Consider the following 23,050-nt stretch of genomic DNA (forward strand, 5'->3'; position numbering starts at 1 on the left):
GGGTCCGTCCGCCGACAAATGCCCGGATCGAAGATCCGGTGCCACAGCGCTCATCCAGAGGGACTGAGGGAACGGCCCGTTGAAGTCCCGGCAACCCCCCCACCGACCGTGAGGTCCGGTGAGGAAGGTGCCAATTCCGTCTCGTGGCGAAACGCGCCGCGAGGAAGATGAGGAGAAAGGGCCTCGCCACCATGGCTGCGCAGACCGTTGCAGTAAGCACCGATCCTTCCGCCGACGCCGAAGCCGTCGACCTCGGTCCCGCATCGGGCCTTTCCTGCCGCGAGTGCGGCGAACGTTTCGAACTCGGTCCCATTTTCGCCTGCGCGTCCTGTTTCGGGCCGCTCGAAGTCGCGTACGACCTGCCGAGCGGTTCCCCCGAGGAGCTGAAGAAGCGCATCGAGGCCGGACCGGCCAGCATCTGGCGCTACGCCCCGCTGCTGCCGGTCCCCGCCGACGTCGCCGAGAAGCCGAACCTGAACCCCGGCTGGACCAAGCTCGTCCAGGCCGACAACCTCGCCCGTGAGCTCGGCGTCGAGCAGGGCAAGCTGTTCGTCAAGGACGACTCCGGCAACCCCACGCACTCCTTCAAGGACCGCGTCGTCGCCCAGGCCACCGAGGCCGCCCGCGCCTTCGGCTTCACCACCCTCTCCTGCTCCTCCACCGGCAACCTCGCCGGTGCCGTCGGCGCCGCCGCCGCCCGCGCCGGCTTCCGCTCCTGCGTGTTCATCCCGCACGACCTGGAGCAGGGCAAGGTCGTCATGGCCGCGGTGTACGGCGGTGAGCTGGTCGGCATCGAGGGCAACTACGACGACGTCAACCGCTTCTGTTCCGAGCTCATCGGCGACCCGCTCGGTGAGGGCTGGGGCTTCGTCAACGTCAACCTGCGTCCGTACTACGGCGAGGGCTCCAAGACCCTGGCGTACGAGATCTGCGAACAGCTCGGCTGGCGGCTCCCGGACCAGCTGGTCGTCCCGATCGCCTCCGGCTCGCAGTTCACCAAGATCGACAAGGGCCTCCAGGAGCTGATCAAGCTGGGCCTGGTCGAGGACAAGCCGTACAAGCTCTTCGGCGCCCAGGCCGAGGGCTGCTCGCCGGTCTCGGTCGCGTACAAGGGCGGCCACGACGTCGTCCGGCCGCAGAAGCCGAACACGATCGCCAAGTCCCTCGCCATCGGCAACCCCGCCGACGGCCCGTACGTCCTGGACATCGCCCGCCGCACCGGCGGCGCCGTGGAGGACGTGAACGACGAGCAGGTCGTCGACGCGATCAAGCTGCTGGCGCGCACCGAGGGCATCTTCGCGGAGACGGCGGGCGGTGTGACGGTCGGCGTGACGAAGAAGCTCATCGAGGCCGGTCTGATCGACCCCTCGCTGACCACCGTCGTACTCAACACGGGCGACGGCCTCAAGACCCTCGACGCGGTGGCCGACACCTCTCAGGCGACCGCGACGATCCGTCCCAGCCTGGACGCGTTCCGCGCCGCCGGCCTCGCCACCAGCTGACCACCCGAGACTTCAGGAAGGGCACCCATCATGAGCGTCAAGGTCCGCATCCCCACCATCCTCCGCACCTACACGGGCGGCCAGGCCGAGGTCCCGGCCGAGGGCTCGACCCTCTCCCAGGTCATCGAGTCCCTGGAGCAGAACCACCCGGGCATCGCCGCCCGCGTCCTGGACGACCAGGGCAAGCTGCGCCGCTTCGTGAACGTGTACGTCAACGACGACGACGTGCGCTTCGAGGGCGGTCTGGAGACGGCCACGCCGGACGGCGCAGGCATCTCGATCATCCCGGCCGTGGCCGGAGGCTGCTGACGCCCCGTCCGACCGCAACGCGTTATCGAATTGCCCCTTCCGCTTCAATCGCGGAGGGGGCAATTCTGCATGGTTGAGCGCGGTAGAGTGTGGGAAGTCCCCCCAGCTGCCCGGTGCCGTCCGCATACGAGAATGCGCCCGGCCACGACAAGATGCAGCCAATGTGCGCGATCTGCTTGAGGCATAAGTCGCCTTTGCCCGGCCCGACTTGCCCAGGAATCATATGAATTCCGCATATCCGGGCGATCGGTGCTGCCGAGAATTCTCGTCCGATTGACCTGTTGCAGAGGGCAGTTGGGCAGATACATTCAGCCGCGGTCGACGCGTTCCGGCGCACACACCCTCTCCTGTCGGAGGGTGAGTTCTGACCCGGGTCCGCGAAGTGCGGTCCTGCGCAAGGGCCAGTAATAGGGGAGTTAGGCATGGCTCAGGGCACCGTCAAGTGGTTCAACGCGGAGAAGGGGTACGGCTTCATCGCGGTCGACGGTGGTGCGGATGTTTTCGTCCACTACAGCGCGATCCAGATGGACGGGTACCGCACCCTCGAAGAGGGTCAGCGAGTTGAATTCGAGATCTCGCAGGGCCAGAAGGGGCCGCAGGCAGACATGGTCAAGCTCGCCGTCGGCTGAGTTCGAGCGGTCGGCCAACGACACCACTCACGCACTGCACTCACACGCTGAGGGCCCGTACCCCGGGGGTACGGGCCCTCGGTGCGTGCCGTGCGTGCCCCCCGTGCGCCCCCGGCGCGGTGTCCACATCGCGAGGGGGACGCTTGCACTCTCGGGGGTCGAGTGCTAATCATTGGCGTTAGCACTCTCCAGGTGAGAGTGACAGAACTTGGACCGGGCCGGTGAGGCCCGCAGGTCGGTGGGGCAAGGAACCACCGGTCACGCAGGCCGTCCGTCGCGGGCGCCACTCGGTCCGGAGAAATCCACCCCTGTCCGGGAGGACCACTTCACATGGCCAAGATCATCGCGTTCGACGAGGAGGCCCGGCGCGGTCTCGAGCGCGGCATGAACCAGCTCGCCGACGCCGTCAAGGTCACCCTTGGCCCCAAGGGTCGCAACGTCGTCCTTGAGAAGAAGTGGGGCGCCCCCACGATCACCAACGATGGTGTTTCCATCGCCAAGGAGATCGAGCTGGAGGACCCGTACGAGAAGATCGGTGCGGAGCTGGTCAAGGAGGTCGCCAAGAAGACGGACGACGTCGCCGGCGACGGTACGACCACCGCCACCGTTCTCGCCCAGGCTCTCGTCCGCGAGGGCCTGCGCAACGTCGCCGCGGGTGCCAACCCGATGGCGCTCAAGCGGGGCATCGAGAAGGCCGTCGAGGCCGTCTCCGCCGCCCTCCTGGAGCAGGCCAAGGACGTGGAGACCAAGGAGCAGATCGCTTCGACGGCCTCCATCTCCGCCGCCGACACCCAGATCGGCGAGCTCATCGCCGAGGCCATGGACAAGGTCGGCAAGGAAGGCGTCATCACCGTCGAGGAGTCCCAGACCTTCGGTCTGGAGCTGGAGCTCACCGAGGGTATGCGCTTCGACAAGGGCTACATCTCGGCGTACTTCGCCACCGACATGGAGCGCATGGAGTCGTCCCTCGACGACCCGTACATCCTGATCGTGAACTCCAAGGTCAGCAACGTGAAGGACCTCCTTCCGCTGCTGGAGAAGGTCATGCAGTCCGGCAAGCCGCTGCTGATCATCGCCGAGGACGTCGAGGGCGAGGCCCTGTCGACCCTGGTCGTCAACAAGATCCGTGGCACCTTCAAGTCCGTCGCCGTCAAGGCCCCGGGCTTCGGTGACCGCCGCAAGGCCATGCTCGGCGACATCGCCATCCTCACCGGTGGCACCGTCATCTCCGAGGAGGTCGGCCTCAAGCTGGAGAACGCCGGTCTCGACCTGCTCGGCCGGGCCCGCAAGGTCGTCATCACCAAGGACGAGACGACGATCGTCGACGGTGCCGGTGACAGCGACCAGGTCCAGGGCCGCGTCAACCAGATCCGCGCCGAGATCGAGAACTCCGACTCGGACTACGACCGCGAGAAGCTCCAGGAGCGCCTCGCGAAGCTGGCCGGCGGCGTGGCCGTCATCAAGGCCGGTGCCGCGACCGAGGTCGAGCTCAAGGAGCGCAAGCACCGCATCGAGGACGCGGTGCGCAACGCCAAGGCCGCCGTCGAGGAGGGCATCGTCGCCGGTGGTGGCGTGGCTCTGCTCCAGGCCTCGGCCGTCTTCGAGAAGCTGGAGCTCTCGGGTGACGAGGCGACCGGCGCCAACGCCGTCAAGCTGGCGCTGGAGGCCCCGCTCAAGCAGATCGCCGTCAACGGTGGCCTTGAGGGCGGCGTCGTCGTCGAGAAGGTGCGCAACCTGGCCGTCGGCCACGGTCTGAACGCCGCGACCGGCGAGTACGTCGACATGATCGCCGAGGGCATCCTCGACCCGGCGAAGGTCACGCGCTCCGCCCTGCAGAACGCCGCGTCCATCGCCGCGCTCTTCCTCACCACCGAGGCCGTCATCGCCGACAAGCCGGAGAAGGCCGCCGCGGCCGCTCCGGGCGGCATGCCGGGCGGTGACATGGACTTCTGATCCTGACGGATCGGTAGTTCCTGCACAGCCTCACAGCTCTGCCGCATCGGCCCCCTGGACCAGCTGGTCCAGGGGGCCGATGCCGTTCCACGGCGAGGAGCGCCACGGGAAGGCCTCAGCGTGTGAAGGGCCGTCTCCGGGAAGCGGATCGTGACGACGCCGTACCCCCGGCTCGTCGGGGCGGTCCGGCTCCCCGGCGGGACGGGGAGCCGGCCGACGTGTCCTACGGCAGGCGGTCGAGCAGCCAGGTGCAGAGTTCCTCCGTCACGAGACCGTGTCCCTCGTTCCGGGAGGCGAGCCGGAAATCGTCCAGCGCGCTCGCATCGGCCGGGAGCGAGGAGATGTCCGTGTACAACTCCTCGTCCGTGTCCAGGTCGGCGACATCGACCGCGCTGACGGACGGGACGAAGCAGTGCGACCGGATCCGCACGTCGGCCTTGAAACCGAGGAACGGGTTCAGGGCGTTGAAGGTGTCGGCGAGGATGCCGAAGCCTTCCAGCGAGCCCCCGGGTGCGCCGTCGATCGACGGGAGCCCGTTCGTACGGACCTCGTTGGTCTTCAGCGTCACCACCCGCAGATGCGCGGCGAGTTCGTCGCGGCCGGGCGCCTGGGCGTAGAGCTTGGTCCCCACGATCGACAGGCCCCTGCCCTCCAGGGCCAGTTCGCCCGCCCGCACACCGGTCCCGATGCCGTTGTCCACCCCGTTGGCGACTCCGATCAGCCGGGGCCGGCGCGGCCATTCGCCGACGGCCGCCATCTCGGCCAGGAACGCGGCGCGCTCGTCGCTCTGGTCCGGTGTGTCGTCCCACTTCGCGATGTGCCGCCACAGCAGCTGGCGGGCGGCCGGGCTGTTGATCTGGTCGGAGAACCGGCTGTCGAGATCCTTGATGTAGTGCGCGAACGCCTGGAGGCCGACGGGGATCCAGGCGCCCCGGTGCGGGCTGTCGTACGAGAAGTACAGCGCCGTCCGGTGGTCGATACCCTCGGTCTCCATCCTGGCCAGCGCGTGCCGGGTCACGAGCCCGCCCATGCTGATCCCGCCGACGGTCAGCGGTGCGTCACCCCGTTGCTCCGCGATGGCCCGCACGATCGCGGCCTGCGCGGTGCGGGAGTTGTCCAGAATCGATGCACTGCGCTCGTGGAAGCCGAGAAGAACGACGTCGTAGCCGCGGCGACGCAACTGACTGATGAGCGCGTAGTCGCCGAACTCCATGATCTCCCAGGAGAACTCCAGCTCGCTCGGCCCCGTGTTGAAACCGTCGGCGAACACGACCGGCCGTACGAGACCGGTGTTCCCCTCGCCGTAGTAGACCCAGGCGGTGCCGCCCGGCAGATCCCACACCGTGCTGGGCGGCAGCGGGAGCGACCCGGGCCGCTCGGCGTCCAGACGGGGGCCGGGCGCCAGGGCGATGGCGGGCTTGTCACGGAGCCCGGAAACGATCTGCTCGTGGGACGGTTCGGACATGGTTCGTTCCCCTTTGGGCGGGTTGATTGCGATGCGCGCCAAGAGGAGCACGCAACGCAGCGCCCAGAGGTGGGAAGCGGATCAAACCACCCCCAGGTGGGAGCCGGTTTCGGACACCGGACGGTCCTACCTCACGGAGCGTCGCGCAAGACCGGCTCGTACGTCGTTCATCCGGCTGCGTACGCCGTCCGCCGGAACGGCTCCGCCGGGCCCGGCGGGCGCGCTGACCGGTTCGCCCCGGCACGGCCTGCACCGGCCGCCGATCAGGGCCTCCGCGCTGCCGGGCGAGCGGCATTCGCTGCATTCGAGGCTGCGCAGCACCGTTCGCTGTGGCGCCGGAGTGACTCGTTCGGGTGGCATTTTGTCGGTGAGGCGCCTGCGGACGAGGGCGGCCGGGTGGTGGACGGGGGTGGGGAGCCCGTCGGTGAGGGCGTGCAGCAGCTCCGCCTCGGTGGCCCCGCGCTCGAACCACTCGCCGACCTGCGGTTCCAGCGCCGCGCAGTCCGCCGCCGACAGCGTGAGCGTGGGTGCGGTACGGCCCAGCGCGGCGAGCAGTGCGAACGCCCGGGAACGGGTGGGGCGTTGCGGCTGCTCGAACGGTACGTCGCCCCGGGTGAACGACGCCCACCACTCGTCGTCCCGCGCGGTCCGGGAGAAGAACGTCCGGGTCACCCAGAGCAGGACCTCGCCGTTGGCGACGCACTCGCTGCCGCGCCGCAGATGCCCGGCGTCCTGGAGCCGGTTGAGGGCGGTGCGCAGCGCGCACTGCCCGTACGGGAGGTGCTTGGCCAGCGTCTTCACGGAGATGTCGGCGCCTTCGGGAAGACGGTCGATGTACGCGGCGATGGGCGCCTCGCGGGGTGGAAGGTGCGCGAAATCCCGGTCGGAGCGGCGGAGTTGCGAGGGTGCGGACCGCTTGCCGTAACCCGGATTGGCCATCGGGTGCGGGGTCGGCGGTGCTGGCGGGGATACGTGCGGCGCGCACGGGGCGGCATAAACTGGCTGTCAGCCATCAGATCGATACTCCTGAACGATCGAAGTGGTCAGGCCCCTGTTTTCGGTGTTCCTGCACCGGCAGGGGCCGTTCTGCGTCGCAGAGCGTCGCTTCGCACTCGGCACGCTAGAGCGTGACCACCGTCCGTGGCGAGTCGATCACTAGGTGTCAACTCGCCGTTCGGGGTGGGTGGGTGGGAAGTGGCCCACCTCCCCTTCCTCGGAAAGAGCTCGGGCTTCGCGGCTTGAGCCCCGGGCGGAGCATCCCTGGCGAGAGGGGGCGTGCGCGCCGATCTGAATGCGCCGAGCGCGCTCCGAATGCGCCTCTGCTGACAGGGTGGAGCGGCGGGGGCGCGACGCGGGAAAGGGGGGAGGGGCGACGGGCTCCGGTGATCTTGGGTGCCGGGCCGATCGGGCCCGAACTTTCCCCTCAACCCGTACGAGGAGTCCCGTGCGTATCCGATCAATCCTGTCGCTGGCCGCCTCCGCCGTCGCGATCCTGGCGCTCGCCACCCCTTCCCGGGCCGCAGAAGACGGCGCCTACCTCATCCGTGACCTGCGCAGCGGCCAGTGCCTCGCGGGCGGCAAAGGCCTGCTCGGGGGTCACGTCGAGCCGTGCAACCCCGGCACGGTGTGGAACATCCGTAATGAGGGCGACGGTCTGGCCCGTATCGTCGAGGCGCGCGACGAGGACCGCTGCCTGGCTCTCTCGCCGCTCAAGATCTTCCCGCCGAGGGTGTGGGTGGAACGGTGCGGCCACCTTCCCGACCGGTGGTCGATCCAGGGCCCGGACGACGGTGCGCCGGTCGCCATCGCCCTCGGCCGGGGCGAGTACGGCTACCTGACCACGCAGGGCGACCGCGCGATCCTCCTCCCCGAGGGCGGGCCCCAGTGGTCCCTGGAGCGGCTCGACTAGAACGTGTCCGGGGGCCTGGCCGCGCCGATGGCGGCCGGGCAGATCTCCATGCGGGGGTAACTCCTGTCACCAGGCCGGGAGTTACCACCGTGGTCGCACCTTGTGGCGGCTCGGTGCGCTTGGTAGCGGTTCGGTGCGCGAGGGGAGCGTAGGGGCGCGGACTGTGCGGCGGAACCACTCGATGCGGTGAACATTACGGAGGGTGATGGCCGGAGTGGGCTCCGAGTGACTACTGTGTGTAATCGCATGCTGTCGCTGGGTGGTCCAGCAGGGTGCGAACGGGAGGCACGGATGAGGAAGTTGAAGTCAGTGGCGAACGCGGTGCTCGCGGCTGGGTTGATTCTCGGCGGGGCGGGGACCGCGGTGGCTGTCGCGTGGCATGGCCTTCCCTCGCTGGAGAGTGACGGCGTCAAGTTCCGCCAAGGGCAGTACTTCTTCAACCCTGCGGGGAGGAACCACGGCGGCTTCGAGTGGAGGGGTGACCTCGACGACGTGGATCACAAGGACGGCCACAACGTCTACATGCAGGTACGTGTCGAGGGTTACGGCTGGAAGCGATTCGACGGAAAGCAGAAGACGAAGATCCACCTGCACAAGACCGTCTATGACGGCGCGGCCAGGTACACGGCCGAGGCATTCGTTCGTGCATGCCGCGACCGTGGCTCGTTGCGCCCGGACAATTGCTCGCCGACGCAGCACTACAGGAACAGGAAGTAGCCGTTGCCCGGGCCCGGGCAACGCCGCCCGGGCTCAACTTCTTCGAGGGGGTTCGGATGAAACAGGCAAGTGGCTCAGCAGTTGTGTCGGCCCGGGAGGTGGATCTCTCCTACGGCAGCACGCTCGCTGTCAGCGGTGCGCGAATGAGCGTTGATCGAGGGGAGGTTGTGGCGATCACCGGGCAGAGCGGATCGGGAAAGTCGTCCTTGCTGTACTGCCTCGCGGGGGTATTGCCGGTCACTCGTGGAGATGTGCGTTTCGAGGGGCGTTCCCTGGGTGAGCTGGGGGACGAGGAGCTGAGCGCCTTGCGGCGTGACCGATTCGGATTCGTCTTCCAGTACGGCGAGTTGCTGCCCGAGCTCACCGTCGAGGAGAACACGGCCCTGCCGCTGCGGCTCGCCGGTCAGCGCAAGGGGCAGGCGCACATGGCGGCCGGTGACGTGCTCGGACGCCTGGGGCTGAGCGAGTTGAGGCAGAAGAGACCCTCGCAGATTTCTGGCGGCCAGAGCCAACGAGTGGCTGTTGCAAGAGCGTTGGTACACCGCCCCGCCGTTGTCTTTGCTGATGAACCGACTGGCTCCTTGGACAGTGCGAACGCCACAGCAGTGCTGGAGGAGTTTCTGGTGCTCGCCCGGTCGCAGGGAACGGCAGTGGTGCTCGTCACCCATGACCCGGTGGTGGCGGGTCGGGCCGACACTCGGTACGCGATGGCGGACGGAACGCTCACCGCAGTGCAGGTGGGCGTATGAAAGAACTCCTGCTGGGCTTGAGGCTCCTGCCGGGATCCGGGCGTGGCAACCGTGCGCGCTTCTTGCTGATGGTGCTGGGCGCATCGATCGGGGTGTGCTGCCTTGCGGCGGTCCTCACCATCCCGGCCATCCTTGACGCCCGGGATGGTCGGACCATGGCCCGGGAGCCCCAGGACGGCAAGGGTTCGGCGGGTGCGACGCTGGCTCTCACCCAGAACGACGCGTACGGCTCACAGCCTCTCGACCGGGTCTTTCTTGCGCGCGGCGAACATGTCCCCGCCCCACCGCCCGGCATTCCTGAAGTTCCTGAACCCGGTGCTGTGTTCGTGTCACCTCGACTGCAGGAAGCCTTGGTCCGGGAGCCGGGGCTGCATGGTCTACTGCCGGGGAGGGTCCAGGGGCTGATCGGGCCTGAGGGCCTCGGGCACCCGAACGAACTCTTCGCCTACATCGGGATGCGCCCCGATCAGCTTCCCGAAGGTAGCAGCGTCTCCGGATTCGGCGGGCGCTACGTCAACAGGCCGGCCGTCGAGCCGTCGACTCTCGACATTCTCCGCTTCGCCCTGGTCGGTGTGGTCCTGCTGCCTCTGGCCGTTTTTCTCTCCGTGTGCGCCCGGCTCTCCGCAGCCACCCGGCTTCGTCGCCTTGCGACGCTGCGGTTGCTCGGCGTCAGCATCAAGGGCGTTCAGCGGGTGAATGCCGCCGAGACAGTGGTTGCCGCCCTGCTCGGTGCGGTGCTCGGGCTCGCCGAGTACTGGGCCGTGAACCAGTTCGTCGCCCGCGTCGGGCTGCCCGGCCTGAAGTGGTACGTGGACGACGGCACCCTCACGGCCGCCACGATGGCCGTGTGTCTCATCGGCTGCCCGGCACTGGCCTGGTTCGCGGGGAGGGCCGGGGGAGTCAAGGCAGCAGAGAATCCATTGGCTGCGCGGCGCAGCGCGGTGGCGAAACCGCCGCGGGCCTGGGGTGCGCTGCTGTTGATCGCAGGCATGGGCATCGTTGCCGGATATTGCGTGCTCGGTGTGCTGGATCGACCGCCGCGCGACACGGCAGCCTCCTCACTGCTGGTGCCTGTTGCGGTCGTCCTGGTCGGCAGCGGCCTCGTCCTGACGCTTCCGGTGCTCAGCCATCGGCTGTCGCGGCGCGTGGCGGGGGCCACCGGTTCTCTGCCGCTCGGACTGGCGATGCGGCGGAACGAGGTGGAGCCGGGGAGCGCGCTCAGGGTCGCGTCCGGTCTCGTGCTTCTGGTGTTCGCCACCTCCCTGGCCCAGGGAGTGCTGGTCGAGTTGAACCAGGTGTCGCGTCCGAACACCGTGCAGCAGGACTATCGCGTTCCGCTCGATGAGGTGGATACACGTCGGAGTCAAGCCCTCGCGGAGCTCCATGGCACCAAGGGAACCGCCGTGGAGTTGCTCTCCTGGGTGGATCCGAACTCGGACAAGTGGATCGAATCCGCCTACGCGCTGGTCGCTACATGTGCGCAACTCTCCGATCTGGTCCAGCACATGGAAGGCTGTGTGGATGGACAGGTTCTGCGGCTCGCGCAGAACGACCTCCCGCTCGATCTGGACAAACCCGGCAAGACCTTTCCGTTCGAGCTGCGGGAGGGGGCGCGAAGCCGGATGCTCGGCATCAAGGTTCCCGACCGAACGGTTCACGTCGACACCCACAGCCCCTCCGCCGTGGGCGCGGGACTTCTCCTTCCGCCTTCCACGATTCCTGCCGGCGCCAGACCAGCAGAGGCAACACTGATCCTGGCAAGCAGTCCGGACCCCGCGGTCGTGCGTCAGGTGCTCGACGGTATTGGGGGTATCGCGCCCACCGCATCCGTCGATCTGGTGGGTACGAACGTCGAGGGCATGCAGCAGATCGCAGTCGTCAAGGCGTTGCTCGGGGCGGGGATGGTGCTGGGGCTGGTGATCGGCGTCGCGGCCTATCTGGTGTCCGTGACCGACCGGGCGGTTGAACGCAGGGCGCAGGTCACGGCACTGTCCCTGCTCGGCGCGCGCCCTCGGACGCTGCGTGCGGTGCAGTGCGCCCAGGTGGTGTTGCCGCTGGCGGTGGGGCTGTTGCTCGCGCTGGTGACCGGAAAGCTCACCGAGTCCAGCTATCTGATCACCGGGGGCGGTGCGGTGTTCTGGGACGGGGAAGGGATTCCGTTGTTGCTGTTCTCGGCGTTGGGCGTGGTGGTGGTCGCGGCGGTCGGAGCGTTGCCGCTGGTGGGGCGGCGGGTGAACCCCGAGCTGATCCGGCGGGACTGATCCGGCGCTGGCGGGACTGAGCCGGCGGGGCCGAGTCGGCGGGACTGATCCGGCGGGACCGGGGTTCGTGGGCCGGGGTTCGGGGCCCGGCGCTCGTGTTCTGGGCCCGGTGTGTCGGACAAGCCGAGGGCTCGTGCCCTTGTTCCGGCACACCGGGCAGGGCGGGGTCAGTCGCGGCGGGGGCCGATGACGGTGTTTCCGTCGTGCACGGTGATCGCCAGGGCCGGGCAGATGTCGGCGGCGTCGAGGACCCGTTCGTCCGGCTCGGTCCCGTCGGCCCGTGCGCGGGCGCGCTCACCGTCCAGGGCGAACACCTCGGGGACGGTCCCGGCGCACATGCCCGAGCCCTGGCAGAGCTGGGGGTCGACGCGTACGTTCCACGTCATGGCAGTCACCACTCCACCGGCATGACACGCGGTCCGCGCACCAGCATCTCGGACTTCCAGGTCACGTCGCCGGCCAGGCGCAGCTCCGGGAGGCGGGTGATGAGGGCGGACAGCGCCTCCTGGAGTTCCAGCCGGGCCAGCGGGGCACCCAGGCAGTGGTGGACCCCGTGGCCGAACCCGAGGTGCTGGTTGCCCTCGCGGGCGATGTCGAGCACGCCGGGGGCGGCGAACCGCAGGGCATCGCGGTTGGCGGCGCCCACGGCGACCAGGACCGGGCTGCCCGCGCGGACGAGGGTCCCGCCGACCTCGATGTCCTCGGTGGCGTACCGGGGCTGACCGGCTCCGCTGCCCAGAGGCACGAAACGGAGCAGCTCCTCCACCGCCTTCGGGACGAGTTCGGGTTCGGCCCTGAGCCTGGCCAGCTGGTCCGGGTGGTCGAGGAGGGTGAGGACGAAGTTGGGGATCTGGGACGCGGTGGTCTCGTGCCCCGCCACCAGGATGCCCACGCACAGATCGATGAGTTCGAGCTCCGAGAGCCGGTCGCCGCCGTCGCGGGCCTCGATGAGTGCCGTCATCAGGTCGTCCTGAGGCGACTGGCGGTGCTGGTCGATCAATCCGGCCATGTAGCAGCGCAGTTCCTCGCGGCTCGCCTCGAACTCCTCGGCGGTGAGGGAACTGGTCGACAGCGCGTCGTCGCTCCACACACGGAAGCGCGGCCGGTCCTCGGTGGGCACGCCCAGCATGCGGCAGATCACGGCGACCGGCAGCGGCAGTGCGAACTTGTCGACCAGGTCGGCGGGAGGTCCGGCGGATTCCAGCTCGTCGAGGAGGCCGGCGGTCAGTTCCCGGACCTGGGGGCGCAGCTTCTCGACCTGGCGGACGGTGAACGCCTTGGCGACCAGCGAGCGCAGCCGGGTGTGGTCCGGCGGGTCCATGCCGAGGATGCCGCTGTCGCGCTGCCCCTCGGACTGCCGGGGCTCGTCGTGCGAGGCGGCGGCGGCCCGGCTGAAGCGCTGGTCGCCGAGGACGAGGCGGGCATCGGCGTAGCGGGTGACGAGCCAGGCCGGTTCGCCGTACGGCATCTGGACCCGTAACAGGCCCGACCGTTCGCGTACCCGCTCGTAGGCGTCGGCGAGCCGGAGTCCGTCGGGGGTGTTGAAGGGGTAGGCGAGGGGTGCGATGTCTGTGGTCGTCACTGCGGCCTCCCGGATGTAAGCAGCTGCTTACAACGGTAGGAGCGCTCTTCTCGGGGAGTCAACGACGCTTTACGGCCGTTATCCTGACGGGCCGTCCGAGAGGAATGCCGCCATGGAGCCCGCATCCGTCCCGCCGTCCGCAGAGCGCCGCAGGGACGCCTCGGCCACTCGCCGCCGGTTGCTGGAGGCGGCCCGCGACCTGTTCGCGGAGCGGGGCTACGAAGGGACGACGGTCCGGAGCATCGCGGCACGGGCCGGGGTCAACCAGGCCCTGCTGTTCCGGTATTTCGGCTCGAAACGGGGTTTGCTGACGGAAGTTGTCGCGCTGGGCGGGCTGGAGCAATTGCGGGAGACGCCGCCCGAGGAACTCTTCGAGACCGCCCTGCGTTCGATGCTGACCCGTAGCGCGGAGGGGGCGGAGGACCGCTCCCTGGAGGTCTATCTGCGCTCCATCGGACGGGGTGACGAGGCGGCCGGGACCCTGCGGAACCTGGGGGAGGAGTACCGGAGCGCGCTGGCCGGGCTCTCCGGCGCCCCGGACGCGGTGCTGCGCGCGGATCTCGCCATGGCCTGGCTGCTGGGGATCGGCCTGATGCGGACGGTCGTCGCGCGCGAACCCTTGGCCGGTGCCGACCCGGACGACGTCTGCCGTCTCGTCCTCGACACGCTCGGTCGTCTGTGGGCGGCGCCGGACGATCGCGGCGAGTAGCGCCCGCACGAAGAGCGCGGCCGGACCCGGGGCTCAAGCCCCGTGTCCCGAGCTCAAGCTCCGGGTCCGGCCCGGGTGTTCGGGTCGGCCGTCGTTGCGCTCGAAGACGGCATGACAACTCCCTGTGACACATGTGCGGTTGTTGGTTCTGCGCCTCTTCCGGGTCGGCGGCGCGTTGAACACGCTGGGTATGCATTGTCATTACTCAGAGTGGAAAGGGATGCATCATGACGATCAAGGAACGGCGCGTGGCGATGGAGGGCAGAGTGCGGGCGGCGGAGGATGCGGTGGCGCGGTTGAAGGAAGGGTTCTCGGGCGTCGGGATCACGCTGCCCTCGCTGCGGATCGACCCGGTGACCTGTGCGGGGAGCGACCCGGTGTCGCCGCTGGTCGACCTCGGCCGGTGCAACCTCGACACGGCGCTGCGGCTGAGTGTGGTGCTGGAGGAGCAAGGGCTGGCCGGTCATGGAAGGTGAGGTCCTCGACCCGTGCGCGCCCGAGCCGGGGTCGTTCGCGGTGGACACCCGGGACGGCCGGGTGGGGCGCGTGATGGGGAGCGTCGGGCCGTACGTACAGCTGCGGGCGCCCGGTGGTGGGCCGGAGTGGGAGTGCCCGCCGGAGTCGGTGCGCCCGGCGCCGCTGGGGGAGGTGTTACGGGCTCGGGTGAGGGAGGTCAACAGGGAGGGGAGGCTGCCCTGAAGGCGTCGGGACGTCGCGTGTGAACGGGCGGCGGATGTACGGGTACGGAAGGGCGACGCCCCGGGTGGGTGCCGCCCTCCGATCGGGCCGATGGGGCCCGATGCGCGTGATGCAAAGCAGCGTGGGTGAAGTCTGCCCGAGCGGATACCGGCGGAGGCGACCCGGTCGAGCTGTCGCCCGCCGAACCCGGTACGGACATCGCGGCCCACGGGCCCGACGGCCGCCGGGCCCTCGGAGTGGGGCCGGACACGGGCGATGCCCCGGTGCGGGACGCGGCCTCGGCGAACCGCGAGAATTCCGCGACCGGGCGGACGGCGGAGGGTCGCTGCGCGCCTCACACGATCGTGGGACGCTGAGGGAAGCGGCGAACCGCCGCAGAACCGTCGATCTACGCTCCTTTGACAGGCCACAGGAGAAGGGACCCGCGATGACCGCCGCGATGGTCGAGAACGACCAGGCCTCTGAGGGCCGCCCGTGGGACTACCTGCTGCAGACATGGCGTGAACTGGACGTGCCCGAGGGATGGCGCGCCGAGATCGACGAAGGGCAGATCGTCTCGGTACCTCCGCCTCATGCGCATCACAACGGCATTGCCGCCAAAGTGCAGCGCAGGCTTTACAAGGATCTGCCCGACGAGCTGGAGATCTACCGGACTCTCGGTGTCCACGTGGCCCCGCTCGGCAAGCTCTACGTGCCGGATCTGGTGGTCATGCCCTCGGAGCTCATCGACGCCGCCGACCCGGAGGCCGCCGACCCGATGGACGCGGCGGATGCCCTGCTCGTCGTCGAGATCACTTCGAAGGGCAACGCCCGGGACGACCGGACGAAGAAGTACCGCGCCTATGCGCGCGCGGGTGTGCCGATGTATCTGCTGATCGACCGGTTCGACACACGCGGGGCGATGGCCACCCTGTTCACGGAGCCCAACGAGGACGGGACGTACAAGCATTCCGACCCGGTGCCGTTCGGGAAGCCGCTCACCCTGCCGGAGCCGTTCGGCACGACGCTCCTCACGGACGAGTTCCCGGTCTGAGCGGGCGCGGGCGAGGGCGGCACCCGGCGACCGGGTGCCGCCCTCGTTCGTGGCCGTGTGACGGGTATCGGGTACCGGGTACCGGGTCAGACCCCGGCCGGTTCCTTTGCCGGGCTGTCGGGGCCGGTCGTCGGGCCGCCCGTTGCCGCGACCGTGGATTCGGCCGGTTCCTGCGAGACATTGAACTCCGCCAGCAGGTCCTTGCTGAAGCCGAAGAAGTACGTCGCGAGGAAGCCGGCGAGGTAGCCGACCAGCAGGCCGCCCGCGTAGATCGCGGCGGTGCTGCCCAGGCCGTGGTTGCCGTCGAGCAGGGGGAACAGGGCCCAGCCGGACGGGCCGATGGCCGTGGAGCCGACCTTGTCGCCCAGCTGGTTGAACAGGCCGATGAAGCCGCCGCCGAACGCGCCGCCCACGCACGCCGTGATGAACGGGCGGCCGAGCGGGAGGCTGACGCCGTAGATCAGGGGCTCGCCGACGCCCAGCAGACCGGCCGGGAGGGCGGACTTGATGGTGCGGCGGATCGACCCGTTGCGCGGGAGGCGGAAGTAGACCGCCGCGGCCGCGCCGACCTGGCCGGCGCCCGCCATCGCGAGGATCGGGAGCAGCACGGTGTAGCCCTGCTGCTCGATGAGGGTGGTGTGGATCGGGATGAGCGCCTGGTGCAGGCCCAGCATCACCAGGGGCAGGAAGAGTCCGCCGAGTACGAAGCCCGCGCCCGCGCCGCCGTTGGAGAGCAGCCAGTCGGCGAACGTACCGATGGCGGTGGAGACCTCACCGGCCACGTACATCAGGCCGAAGATCGTCACCAGGCCGGAGATCAGGACCGTGAGCGTCGGGGTGACCAGGACGTCGAGTGCTTCGGGCACCCAGCGCCGGCACCACTTCTCCACGTACACCGCGAGCACCGCAGCACCGAGCGCGCCCAGCACACCGCCCTGCCCGGGGGAGAGCTTCTGGCCGAACGCCTCGATGTTCGCGACGCCCGGGAAGACGATGATCGCGGCGACCGCACCGCCCAGGATCGGCGTACCGCCGAACTCCTTCGCCGTGTTGTGGCCGACGAACACGGCGATCAGCGCCATGAAGCCGGACGCCATCGCGGCCAGGGCGGGGGTGACCGAGGTCAGCCAGCCCAGGTTCACCAGCAGGCCGTTGAGGCCGGCGATGATGCCGCAGCCGATGAGCGCCGGGATCAGCGGGACGAAGATGTTCGCGACCCTGCGCAGGAACAGCTTGAACGGGGTGGCGTTCTTCGCCTTCCGCGCCGCCTTCATCGCGGCACCCTGGGCGGCCAGTTCGTCCGCCGAGGCCGAGGCCGAGGCGGAGGCGGAGTCGGAGTCGGGCGTGGCGGCGGGGTCCGGTGCGGGGGCCGCCGTCCGGCCCTCCTCGACCAGTTGCTCGAACTCCGGTGTGACCCGGGCGACGGTGCCCGGGCCGAGGACGATCTGGTACGTGTCGTCCTCGACCACACCCATGACGGCGGGGACCGCCTTCAGGGCCTCGTCGTCGACGAGCGAGCGGTCGTGCAGACCCAGCCGGAGCCGGGTCATGCAGTGGGCGATGGAGCTGACGTTCGCGGCGCCACCGACGAGCGGAAGGATCGCGGCGGCGGTGGCGCGGTTCTTGTCTTCTGTTGCCATGGTGCTTGGGCCTTGCTGTGCGGAGGTGCGGGGTGGAGCCGGTGGGTCAGGTGGTTCGGGGGGCGGCGGCGAGGGCGGCGCGGAGGTGGCCGTCGGACGCGGTCAGCAGGGTGGCGGCGGTGGGGCCGTCGACCTGGCCGAGGATGGTGAGGATGGCGTTCTTCACCTCGCCGTCGGTCGCGGCGAGCGCGGCCTCGATCTCCGCGTCGGACGCCCCGGTGGCGAGCGAGACGATCCTGCGGGAGCGGGCGCGCAGCTTCTCGTTGGAGGCGCGGACGTCGACCATCAGATTCCCGTAGGTCTTGCCGAGCCGGATCATTGTGATCGTCGAGATCATGTTGAGGACGAGCTTCTGGGCGGTGCCCGCCTTGAGCCGGGTGGAGCCGGTGAGCAGCTCCGGGCCGACGACGACCTCGATGCCGTGCTCCGCCGCGGCGCCCAGTGCGGAGTCCGCGTTGCAGGCCAGCCCGATGGTCAGCGCGCCCTTTCGGCGGGCGTGCTCGACGGCGCCGATCGCGTACGGCGTACGGCCGGAGGCGGAGATGCCGACCACGGTGTCGTCGGCGGTGAGCTCCAGCGCGTCGAGGTCGGCGGCGGCCAGCTCCTTGCTGTCCTCGGCGCCCTCGACGGCCTTGACCATGGCGGACGGGCCGCCCGCGATCAGGCCGATGACCTCGGAGGGGTCGGTGTTGAAGGTGGGCGGGCACTCGCTGGCGTCGAGCACGCCGAGCCGGCCGGCGGTGCCCGCGCCCGCGTAGATCAGCCGGCCGCCGCGGGCCATGCGTTCCGCGGTGCCGTCGATGGCGGCGGCTATCTCGGGCAGCCGGGCGCCGACGGCGGCCGGGACGGACTGGTCCTCGCCGTTCATGATGCGGGCGATCTCAAGAGTGCCGAGCCGGTCGATCTCGGCGAGCTCGGGCCGGAACGCCTCCGTGGTGAGCGTCGCGAGCTGGGCGCGCAGCTCGCCGTAGCCTTCGGAGGCGGTGGGGTCGGCGTCGGTGGAGGAGGTCATGGAGGGCGGCTCTGCTTTCTCGGTCTCGTGCGGTTCAGCGGGTGCGGGGGTTCGCGGATCGGCGGGACGGTCAGCGCGGGCGCGGGGTGTGGCGGTGGGCCAGCGCCTCGTAGGAGGCGGCGAGGGCCGGAGCCGCTGTCTCGTACGTGCGCTGCGCGACGCCTATGAACAGGCAGTCGACGACGAGGAGCTGGCTCGTACGGCTCGACATGGCGGCGGGCCGCAGCTCGCTCTCCCGGGCGGTGGATGTGGTCAGTACGTGGTCGGCGTACTGCGTGACGGGGCCGTCGGGGCGGCCGGTGATCGCGATCGTCGTCGCGCCGCGGTCGAAGGCGACCCGCAGCGGCTCGATGACGTCGTCCGTGGAGCCGGAGTGCGTGATCGCGATGGCCACATCGCCGGAGCGGAGCTGCACCGCGTTGGTCACCGCGAGGTGCGGGTCCGTGTGGGAGTGCGCGATCAGGCCGATCCGGGCCATCTTCTGCGCGAGGTCCTGGCCGACGAGCGAGGAGGCGCCCACGCCGTAGATGTCGATGCGCCGGGCGGTGGCGGCGGCGGCCACGGCGGCACCGAGCTGGACGGTGTCGAGCCCCGCGGCCGTGTCGGCGAGGGTCTGCTGCTCGTCGTAGGCCAGCTTGGCGACCACATCGGCGATCGGGTCGTCGACCGCTATGTCGGCGGTGACGGAGGGGGCCCGGCCGGACTGCTGGTGAGCGGCGAGCCCGGCGAGGGCCAGGCGCAGATCGCGGTAGCCGGGGTAGCCGAGGAGGCGGGCGGTGCGGACCACGGTCGCCTCGCTGGTGCCGGTGAGCTCGGCGAGACCGGTGACCGTGAGGGCTGCGCAGCCGGCCGGGTCACCGGCCACGGCCTCGGCGACGCGCTGCATGGAACGGGTCATCGAAGGCGCGAGCGTGCGCACCTTGGCCGCGAGGGCTGCCGGGGCGGGCGGGGAGTCGGCGGTGCTGAAACTTTCCTTCAGGTCATTGGTCACATTTGAAAGATATTTTCAACCGGGTTGCCCGTCAACCCCCCTTTGGTCCCGCTCTCGTCGGTGCCCCGGCCCGCCGCCTCCGACAGCGCGGAAACGGAAGCGGCGGGCGCGCGAGGCGGGTTCGCGGCCGGGGTGACAATGGGCCCATGGAGATGAACCCCCTGGAACAGGCGTTGCACACGGCCCGCGCGCTGGTCATGGCCGATCTCGCCGCAGGTGACGTCGCCGAGGCCGGGATCGTCTCGCTGGTCGAGGACGCGGTGACGCACCGCCGCTGGTGGGTGGAGCAGTGGCCGGACGGTGCCGCGTTCGTGGTCGGACTCGTCGCCCAGGACGTGCAGGACGCGCTGCTCGAACGGTACGGGCGCTGGCCGCTCTGCCCGGTCTGTGACGCCGGGGACCCGCACGCACTCGATGTCGAACCCGAACTGGGCCCGGACCCGCACTGGGTGTGCACCAAGGCCGCGGTGGCCGTGGCGCCGGTCGGTTCGCTGAACGGGATACTGCGGCGGTGACCGTCTACATCGACCCGCCCGAGTGGCCGGGGCACGGGCGGCTCTGGTCGCACCTGGTCAGCGACGTCTCCTTCGAGGAGTTGCACGCCTTCGCGGCGTCCATCGGCTGCCCGCCGCGCGCGTTCGAGCGGGACCACTACGACGTACCGCAGACGCGGTACGAGGACGCGGTGCGGGCCGGGGCGAAGGAGATCGGCTCGAAGGAACTCGTCCGCCGGATCACGGAGGCGGGGCTGCGGCGCCCCAAGGGACGGCCCGCGCCGGGCACCTGACGCACGGTGCCGGACGCGGGCCGGAGGATGCCGGACGAGGCCGGGCGGGGTCAGCCGGCGGAAGGGCTCGCGTCCGCGCACGCCTCCACGGCTGCCCCCTGCCGCACGGGCGTGCCCTCCTTCGCGGACGCCCCCGACGACACCGCGGCGGGCGACCCCGTCACCCGGCGCGTCCTGCCCCCGCCCTGGAGCCGCAGCGAGCACACCACGGCCACCAGCGCCAGAACCATCATCGCCGCGCCGGCCCACGCGGTCGCTTCGAAACCGAAGTCCGCGTCGATCACCGCGCCGCCCAGCCAGGGGCCGCTCGTGTTGCCGAGGTTGAACGCGGCGGTCGTCGTCGCGCCGGCCAGTGTCGGGGCGGCGCCCGCGACGTTGAACATCCGGGCGTTCAGCGCCGGGGCCGTGTAGAACGAGGACAGGCCCAGCAGGAACGAGAGCCCGACCACGGCGACCGGGCTCGACGCGAACAGCGCCAGTGCGACCAGGAGAACCGTCGACGCCGCGATACCGCTCATCAGCACGCCGAAGAGATGTGCGTCCGCGACCCGGCCGCCGATCGTCGTACCGACCAGCGCGCCGATCCCGAACAGCGCGAGCACCGTCGGCACCCAGCCCGAGTCCAGCCCGGCGACATCCGTCAGCAGCGGGGCGAGATAGCTGAACGCGCAGAAGACGCCGCCCGCGGCGAGTGCCGTGATCACGATCGACAGCCACACCTGCCGGTCCCGGTAGATGCTCATCTCCTGCTTGAGCCGCGGCTTCTGCTCCGGCAGCGGAATGCGCGGAATCAGCGTCGTCACCCCGACCAGCGCCACGGCGGACGCCGCGCCCACGGCCCAGAACGCCGACCGCCAGCCGAAGTTCTCACCGAGGAACGCCCCCAGGGGCACGCCCAGCACATTGGCGATCGACAGACCGCCGATCATCACGGCCATCGCGCGGGCCCGCGCGTTCACCGGCACCATCGCGATGGCGACCGCCGCCCCCACCGCCCAGAACCCGGCACAGGCGAACGCGCTCACCACCCGGGACGCGAAGAGCACCTCGTACGTCGGCGCCAGCGCGCCCGCGACCTGACCGAGGCCGAAGACGGAGATCAGGGCGATCAGCGTGGTGCGGCGCGGCAGCCGGAGCGTGGCCACGGCGAGCAACGGGGCGCCGATCACCATGCCGATCGCGAAGGCGGATATGAGGAGTCCGGCACGGGGGATCGACACGTTCATGTCGTCGGCGATGGGCGGCAGCAGCCCGGAGAGCATGAATTCACTGGTTCCCAGGGCGAAGACCGAGAGACCCAGGATGTATACGGCCAGGGGCATACGAGAGCGGCGAACAGCAGAGTCGGGCATGACAGCTGCCAACAGCGCTCACGGCCCCGGAATTCCCCCGCCGCCGCTCGTCAGTGGCTGAGCAGCTCCCATTCGGTCAGCAGGTTCTGCCGCGCCCGCGGCTCCCAGTGCTCCGCCCCGTGCGGCGTACGGAACAGCCGCGGCAGCCCGAGCAACTGGCTCAGCACGGTGGCCCGCCCCTCCCGGAAGGCGTCGTCGGGCACGAAGCCGTACTCCTCGCGCACCTGCGCCGCGTACGTCGCGTAATCCCTCGGGGCCGCCGCGAGGACGGCCAGATCCGCGTCGCAGAGCACCTCGCCGTTGGTGTCGCCCTCCGCCGGGTCGTGGGTGACGGTCAGCCGCACCAGACGGGCCACCTCGGCCGTGACCCCGTCCGGCACGCCGGCCTCCGTCAGGGCGCGCTCGGCGAGTGCCGCGCTGCGCTCCTCGTTCTCGGACCGGTCGGGCCGGTACACCGCGTCGTGGAACCAGGCGGCGAGGCGTACCGCGTCCGGGTCGGCCGCGTACCCGGCGAGCGTGTCGATGTGATCGAGCACCGCGACCAGGTGCGCGGTGGTGTGGTACCGCCGCTGCGGCTCGGCCCAGCGCGCCAGGAGGTTGTCGGCGTACGGCGCGGGATCGGGCCCGGCGGCGCTGCCGCGGGCGGCGACCAGGCAGTCGTGCCAGCGGCGGTGCAGGAGCCCGTCGTCCGCGCTGCCGGGAAGGGCCTGAGCCGTGTCGTCCATGCTCCGAGGTTAGAGGGTCCGGACGGGCCTGCGGCTTCCACGCGGGGGACGCCTCGGTGATGTGGCGGGTCTGCGGCACCGAGCCCGCCCGGGGCGTACGCGTCGGGGCACAGGTCTCGTACCGCGACCTGGCGGGCTTCGGACGCCGCGCCATGGACGTACCGGCCGTCGAACTCGCCGCCGAAGTGGCCTGCCGGATCGATGCGTTGTGGGTGTTCGCGGAGGCAGCCGGGTCCCGGGTCTCGTACGTCAAACCGCACCGACCACGACGACGGGTGGTTACCCGGCGTTGGGCGTCGTCAGGAGCCCGCGCTGACGGCCGCGGCCGTCACGACGGGTCGGGCAGCCCGTAGTGGTCCGCGGTGATCCACATCGTCACGGCAACGCGATCTGCCAGGAGACCCGTTGGCCTCCTGGCAGATCGCGTCGAGGTGTGCCGTCGCTCACTCCGCCGCCCTGAAGCCCCGCAGCCGCAGCGAGTTGCCGACCACGAAGACCGAGGAGAACGCCATCGCGGCGCCCGCGATCATCGGGTTGAGCAGCCCGGCCGCGGCGAGCGGCAGAGCGGCCACGTTGTAGGCGAAGGCCCAGAACAGGTTCGTACGGATGGTGCCGAGGGTCTTGCGCGACAGCCGGATGGCGTCCGCGGCGGCCCGCAGGTCCCCGCGCACCAGCGTCAGGTCGCCGGCCTCGATCGCGGCGTCCGTGCCGGTCCCCATCGCCAGGCCCAGATCGGCCTGGGCGAGGGCGGCCGCGTCGTTGACCCCGTCGCCGACCATGGCGACCGAACGTCCCTCGGCCTGGAGCTTCTTGACGACGTCGACCTTGTCCTGAGGCATGACCTCCGCGTACACCTCGTCGATCCCGACCTCGGCCGCGACCGCCTCGGCCACCGCCCGGTTGTCGCCGGTCAGCAGGATCGGGGCGAGGCCCAGGGCCCGCAGCCGCTCGATGGCCTGGGCGCTGGTGTCCTTGACCGCGTCGGCGACTTCGAGCACGGCTCGTGCCTCGCCGTCCCAGGCGACG

General features: G+C 70.2%; 24 protein-coding genes, 1 pseudogene and 1 riboswitch. Of the genes and pseudogenes, 15 read left to right on the forward strand and 10 right to left on the reverse strand.

All coding sequences use genetic code 11. The annotated features are described in order from the left end of the window. Positions 1 to 47: 47 nt before the first annotated feature. Positions 48 to 174, forward strand: a riboswitch (SAM riboswitch). A 17-nt stretch (positions 175 to 191) separates the two neighbouring features. The 4 genes from thrC to groL all read left to right on the forward strand — a co-directional run bounded on the left by thrC (position 192) and on the right by groL (position 4,393). Next, a complete protein-coding gene (gene thrC, locus IE107_RS22780) occupies positions 192 to 1,502 on the forward strand; it encodes a threonine synthase (protein WP_189545761.1) in 1,311 nt (436 codons plus the stop codon). A 30-nt stretch (positions 1,503 to 1,532) separates the two neighbouring features. Beyond that, positions 1,533 to 1,811 (forward strand): MoaD/ThiS family protein, encoded by a 279-nt coding sequence (locus IE107_RS22785; RefSeq protein ID WP_072487929.1) that lies wholly within the window; start codon positions 1,533 to 1,535, stop codon positions 1,809 to 1,811. Between the two features lie 422 nt (positions 1,812 to 2,233). Then, positions 2,234 to 2,440, forward strand: coding sequence for a cold-shock protein (locus IE107_RS22790; protein ID WP_003967346.1), 207 nt, complete (start codon positions 2,234 to 2,236; stop codon positions 2,438 to 2,440). 330 nt (positions 2,441 to 2,770) lie between these two features. Continuing rightward, complete coding sequence (groL, locus tag IE107_RS22795; RefSeq protein ID WP_072487928.1) at positions 2,771 to 4,393, forward strand: chaperonin GroEL; 1,623 nt, start codon at positions 2,771 to 2,773, stop codon at positions 4,391 to 4,393. A gap of 223 nt (positions 4,394 to 4,616) precedes the next feature. Here groL and IE107_RS22800 read toward each other — a convergent pair whose 3' ends face one another. After that, positions 4,617 to 5,858: an esterase/lipase family protein gene (locus tag IE107_RS22800; protein WP_189545763.1), complete on the reverse strand. Its 1,242-nt coding sequence runs from the start codon at positions 5,856 to 5,858 to the stop codon at positions 4,617 to 4,619. Positions 5,859 to 5,984: 126 nt separating this feature from the next. After that, positions 5,985 to 6,797: a hypothetical protein gene (locus tag IE107_RS22805; protein WP_189545765.1), complete on the reverse strand. Its 813-nt coding sequence runs from the start codon at positions 6,795 to 6,797 to the stop codon at positions 5,985 to 5,987. Between the two features lie 505 nt (positions 6,798 to 7,302). Here IE107_RS22805 and IE107_RS22810 point away from each other — a divergent pair. The 4 genes from IE107_RS22810 (at position 7,303) to IE107_RS22825 (ending at position 11,494) form a co-directional block, all read left to right on the forward strand. Next, positions 7,303 to 7,767: a hypothetical protein gene (locus IE107_RS22810; protein ID WP_189545767.1), complete on the forward strand. Its 465-nt coding sequence runs from the start codon at positions 7,303 to 7,305 to the stop codon at positions 7,765 to 7,767. 291 nt (positions 7,768 to 8,058) lie between these two features. Further along, positions 8,059 to 8,484: a hypothetical protein gene (locus tag IE107_RS22815; RefSeq protein ID WP_189545769.1), complete on the forward strand. Its 426-nt coding sequence runs from the start codon at positions 8,059 to 8,061 to the stop codon at positions 8,482 to 8,484. A gap of 56 nt (positions 8,485 to 8,540) precedes the next feature. Then, complete coding sequence (locus IE107_RS22820; RefSeq protein ID WP_189545771.1) at positions 8,541 to 9,233, forward strand: ABC transporter ATP-binding protein; 693 nt, start codon at positions 8,541 to 8,543, stop codon at positions 9,231 to 9,233. After that, the gene (locus IE107_RS22825; protein WP_189545773.1) at positions 9,230 to 11,494 is read left to right on the forward strand and encodes an ABC transporter permease; all 2,265 of its coding nucleotides are present in this window, start codon (positions 9,230 to 9,232) and stop codon (positions 11,492 to 11,494) included. The genes IE107_RS22820 and IE107_RS22825 overlap by 4 nt, the downstream gene beginning before the upstream one ends. A 167-nt stretch (positions 11,495 to 11,661) precedes the next feature. On the opposite strand, the gene IE107_RS22830 is transcribed toward IE107_RS22825, so the two are convergent. Together IE107_RS22830 and IE107_RS22835 are read right to left on the reverse strand one after the other, a co-directional pair. Continuing rightward, a complete protein-coding gene (locus IE107_RS22830) occupies positions 11,662 to 11,880 on the reverse strand; it encodes a ferredoxin (RefSeq protein WP_189545775.1) in 219 nt (72 codons plus the stop codon). A 5-nt stretch (positions 11,881 to 11,885) separates the two neighbouring features. Further along, on the reverse strand, positions 11,886 to 13,076 hold the full coding sequence (locus IE107_RS22835) for a cytochrome P450 (RefSeq protein ID WP_189545777.1): 1,191 nt from the start codon (positions 13,074 to 13,076) through the stop codon (positions 11,886 to 11,888). A gap of 112 nt (positions 13,077 to 13,188) precedes the next feature. Between IE107_RS22835 and IE107_RS22840 the strand changes: the two genes are divergently transcribed. From IE107_RS22840 to IE107_RS22850, 4 genes are all read left to right on the forward strand, one after another. Further along, entirely contained in the window at positions 13,189 to 13,785 is a 597-nt protein-coding gene (locus tag IE107_RS22840; RefSeq protein WP_189545779.1) for a TetR/AcrR family transcriptional regulator, read from the forward strand. Between the two features lie 227 nt (positions 13,786 to 14,012). After that, positions 14,013 to 14,261, forward strand: coding sequence for a hypothetical protein (locus IE107_RS22845; protein WP_189545781.1), 249 nt, complete (start codon positions 14,013 to 14,015; stop codon positions 14,259 to 14,261). Beyond that, a complete protein-coding gene (locus IE107_RS35200; protein ID WP_229867176.1) occupies positions 14,251 to 14,484 on the forward strand; it encodes a hypothetical protein in 234 nt (77 codons plus the stop codon). The genes IE107_RS22845 and IE107_RS35200 overlap by 11 nt, the downstream gene beginning before the upstream one ends. 427 nt (positions 14,485 to 14,911) lie before the next feature. Next, a complete protein-coding gene (locus IE107_RS22850) occupies positions 14,912 to 15,517 on the forward strand; it encodes a Uma2 family endonuclease (RefSeq protein ID WP_189545783.1) in 606 nt (201 codons plus the stop codon). Positions 15,518 to 15,603: 86 nt separating this feature from the next. On the opposite strand, the gene IE107_RS22855 is transcribed toward IE107_RS22850, so the two are convergent. The 3 genes from IE107_RS22855 to IE107_RS22865 form a co-directional block, all read right to left on the reverse strand. Continuing rightward, positions 15,604 to 17,157, reverse strand: coding sequence for a PTS transporter subunit EIIC (locus IE107_RS22855; RefSeq protein ID WP_189545785.1), 1,554 nt, complete (start codon positions 17,155 to 17,157; stop codon positions 15,604 to 15,606). A 46-nt stretch (positions 17,158 to 17,203) separates the two neighbouring features. Beyond that, positions 17,204 to 18,169 (reverse strand): N-acetylmuramic acid 6-phosphate etherase, encoded by a 966-nt coding sequence (murQ, locus tag IE107_RS22860; protein ID WP_189545787.1) that lies wholly within the window; start codon positions 18,167 to 18,169, stop codon positions 17,204 to 17,206. A 70-nt stretch (positions 18,170 to 18,239) separates the two neighbouring features. Next, positions 18,240 to 19,160 (reverse strand): MurR/RpiR family transcriptional regulator, encoded by a 921-nt coding sequence (locus tag IE107_RS22865; RefSeq protein WP_189545788.1) that lies wholly within the window; start codon positions 19,158 to 19,160, stop codon positions 18,240 to 18,242. Between the two features lie 146 nt (positions 19,161 to 19,306). Between IE107_RS22865 and IE107_RS22870 the strand changes: the two genes are divergently transcribed. Further along, entirely contained in the window at positions 19,307 to 19,675 is a 369-nt protein-coding gene (locus IE107_RS22870; protein WP_189545790.1) for a DUF8819 family protein, read from the forward strand. Beyond that, entirely contained in the window at positions 19,672 to 19,947 is a 276-nt protein-coding gene (locus IE107_RS22875; RefSeq protein ID WP_189545792.1) for a DUF4031 domain-containing protein, read from the forward strand. The genes IE107_RS22870 and IE107_RS22875 overlap by 4 nt, the downstream gene beginning before the upstream one ends. A 50-nt stretch (positions 19,948 to 19,997) precedes the next feature. Here IE107_RS22875 and IE107_RS22880 read toward each other — a convergent pair whose 3' ends face one another. Continuing rightward, positions 19,998 to 21,269 (reverse strand): Cmx/CmrA family chloramphenicol efflux MFS transporter, encoded by a 1,272-nt coding sequence (locus IE107_RS22880; RefSeq protein ID WP_189545794.1) that lies wholly within the window; start codon positions 21,267 to 21,269, stop codon positions 19,998 to 20,000. A gap of 80 nt (positions 21,270 to 21,349) precedes the next feature. After that, positions 21,350 to 22,024, reverse strand: coding sequence for an HD domain-containing protein (locus IE107_RS22885; RefSeq protein WP_189545796.1), 675 nt, complete (start codon positions 22,022 to 22,024; stop codon positions 21,350 to 21,352). 23 nt (positions 22,025 to 22,047) lie between these two features. Here IE107_RS22885 and IE107_RS22890 point away from each other — a divergent pair. After that, positions 22,048 to 22,284 (forward strand): annotated as a pseudogene (locus tag IE107_RS22890) (LamB/YcsF family protein); the annotation flags it as partial. A 183-nt stretch (positions 22,285 to 22,467) separates the two neighbouring features. On the opposite strand, the gene IE107_RS22895 reads toward IE107_RS22890, so the two are convergent. After that, positions 22,468 to 23,050, reverse strand: a 583-nt coding sequence (locus IE107_RS22895) for an HAD-IC family P-type ATPase (protein WP_189545798.1), incomplete at its 5' end; no start/stop codon positions are given.

Source organism: Streptomyces gelaticus, from assembly GCF_014649535.1.
In the GTDB taxonomy this organism is placed as follows: Bacteria; Actinomycetota; Actinomycetes; order Streptomycetales; family Streptomycetaceae; genus Streptomyces; species Streptomyces gelaticus.

Bases quoted from the DNA above. Each gene is read 5' to 3' on its own strand.
- thrC (WP_189545761.1), top strand. From the start codon at position 192: ATGGCTGCGCAGACCGTTGCAGTAAGCACCGATCCTTCCGCCGACGCC.
- IE107_RS22785 (WP_072487929.1), top strand. From the start codon at position 1,533: ATGAGCGTCAAGGTCCGCATCCCCACCATCCTCCGCACCTACACGGGC.
- IE107_RS22790 (WP_003967346.1), top strand. From the start codon at position 2,234: ATGGCTCAGGGCACCGTCAAGTGGTTCAACGCGGAGAAGGGGTACGGC.
- groL (WP_072487928.1), top strand. From the start codon at position 2,771: ATGGCCAAGATCATCGCGTTCGACGAGGAGGCCCGGCGCGGTCTCGAG.
- IE107_RS22800 (WP_189545763.1), bottom strand. From the start codon at position 5,858: ATGTCCGAACCGTCCCACGAGCAGATCGTTTCCGGGCTCCGTGACAAG.
- IE107_RS22805 (WP_189545765.1), bottom strand. From the start codon at position 6,797: ATGGCCAATCCGGGTTACGGCAAGCGGTCCGCACCCTCGCAACTCCGC.
- IE107_RS22815 (WP_189545769.1), top strand. From the start codon at position 8,059: ATGAGGAAGTTGAAGTCAGTGGCGAACGCGGTGCTCGCGGCTGGGTTG.
- IE107_RS22820 (WP_189545771.1), top strand. From the start codon at position 8,541: ATGAAACAGGCAAGTGGCTCAGCAGTTGTGTCGGCCCGGGAGGTGGAT.
- IE107_RS22825 (WP_189545773.1), top strand. From the start codon at position 9,230: ATGAAAGAACTCCTGCTGGGCTTGAGGCTCCTGCCGGGATCCGGGCGT.
- IE107_RS22830 (WP_189545775.1), bottom strand. From the start codon at position 11,880: ATGACGTGGAACGTACGCGTCGACCCCCAGCTCTGCCAGGGCTCGGGC.
- IE107_RS22840 (WP_189545779.1), top strand. From the start codon at position 13,189: ATGGAGCCCGCATCCGTCCCGCCGTCCGCAGAGCGCCGCAGGGACGCC.
- IE107_RS22845 (WP_189545781.1), top strand. From the start codon at position 14,013: ATGACGATCAAGGAACGGCGCGTGGCGATGGAGGGCAGAGTGCGGGCG.
- IE107_RS35200 (WP_229867176.1), top strand. From the start codon at position 14,251: ATGGAAGGTGAGGTCCTCGACCCGTGCGCGCCCGAGCCGGGGTCGTTC.
- IE107_RS22850 (WP_189545783.1), top strand. From the start codon at position 14,912: ATGACCGCCGCGATGGTCGAGAACGACCAGGCCTCTGAGGGCCGCCCG.
- IE107_RS22855 (WP_189545785.1), bottom strand. From the start codon at position 17,157: ATGGCAACAGAAGACAAGAACCGCGCCACCGCCGCCGCGATCCTTCCG.
- murQ (WP_189545787.1), bottom strand. From the start codon at position 18,169: ATGACCTCCTCCACCGACGCCGACCCCACCGCCTCCGAAGGCTACGGC.
- IE107_RS22870 (WP_189545790.1), top strand. From the start codon at position 19,307: ATGGAGATGAACCCCCTGGAACAGGCGTTGCACACGGCCCGCGCGCTG.
- IE107_RS22880 (WP_189545794.1), bottom strand. From the start codon at position 21,269: ATGCCCCTGGCCGTATACATCCTGGGTCTCTCGGTCTTCGCCCTGGGA.
- IE107_RS22885 (WP_189545796.1), bottom strand. From the start codon at position 22,024: ATGGACGACACGGCTCAGGCCCTTCCCGGCAGCGCGGACGACGGGCTC.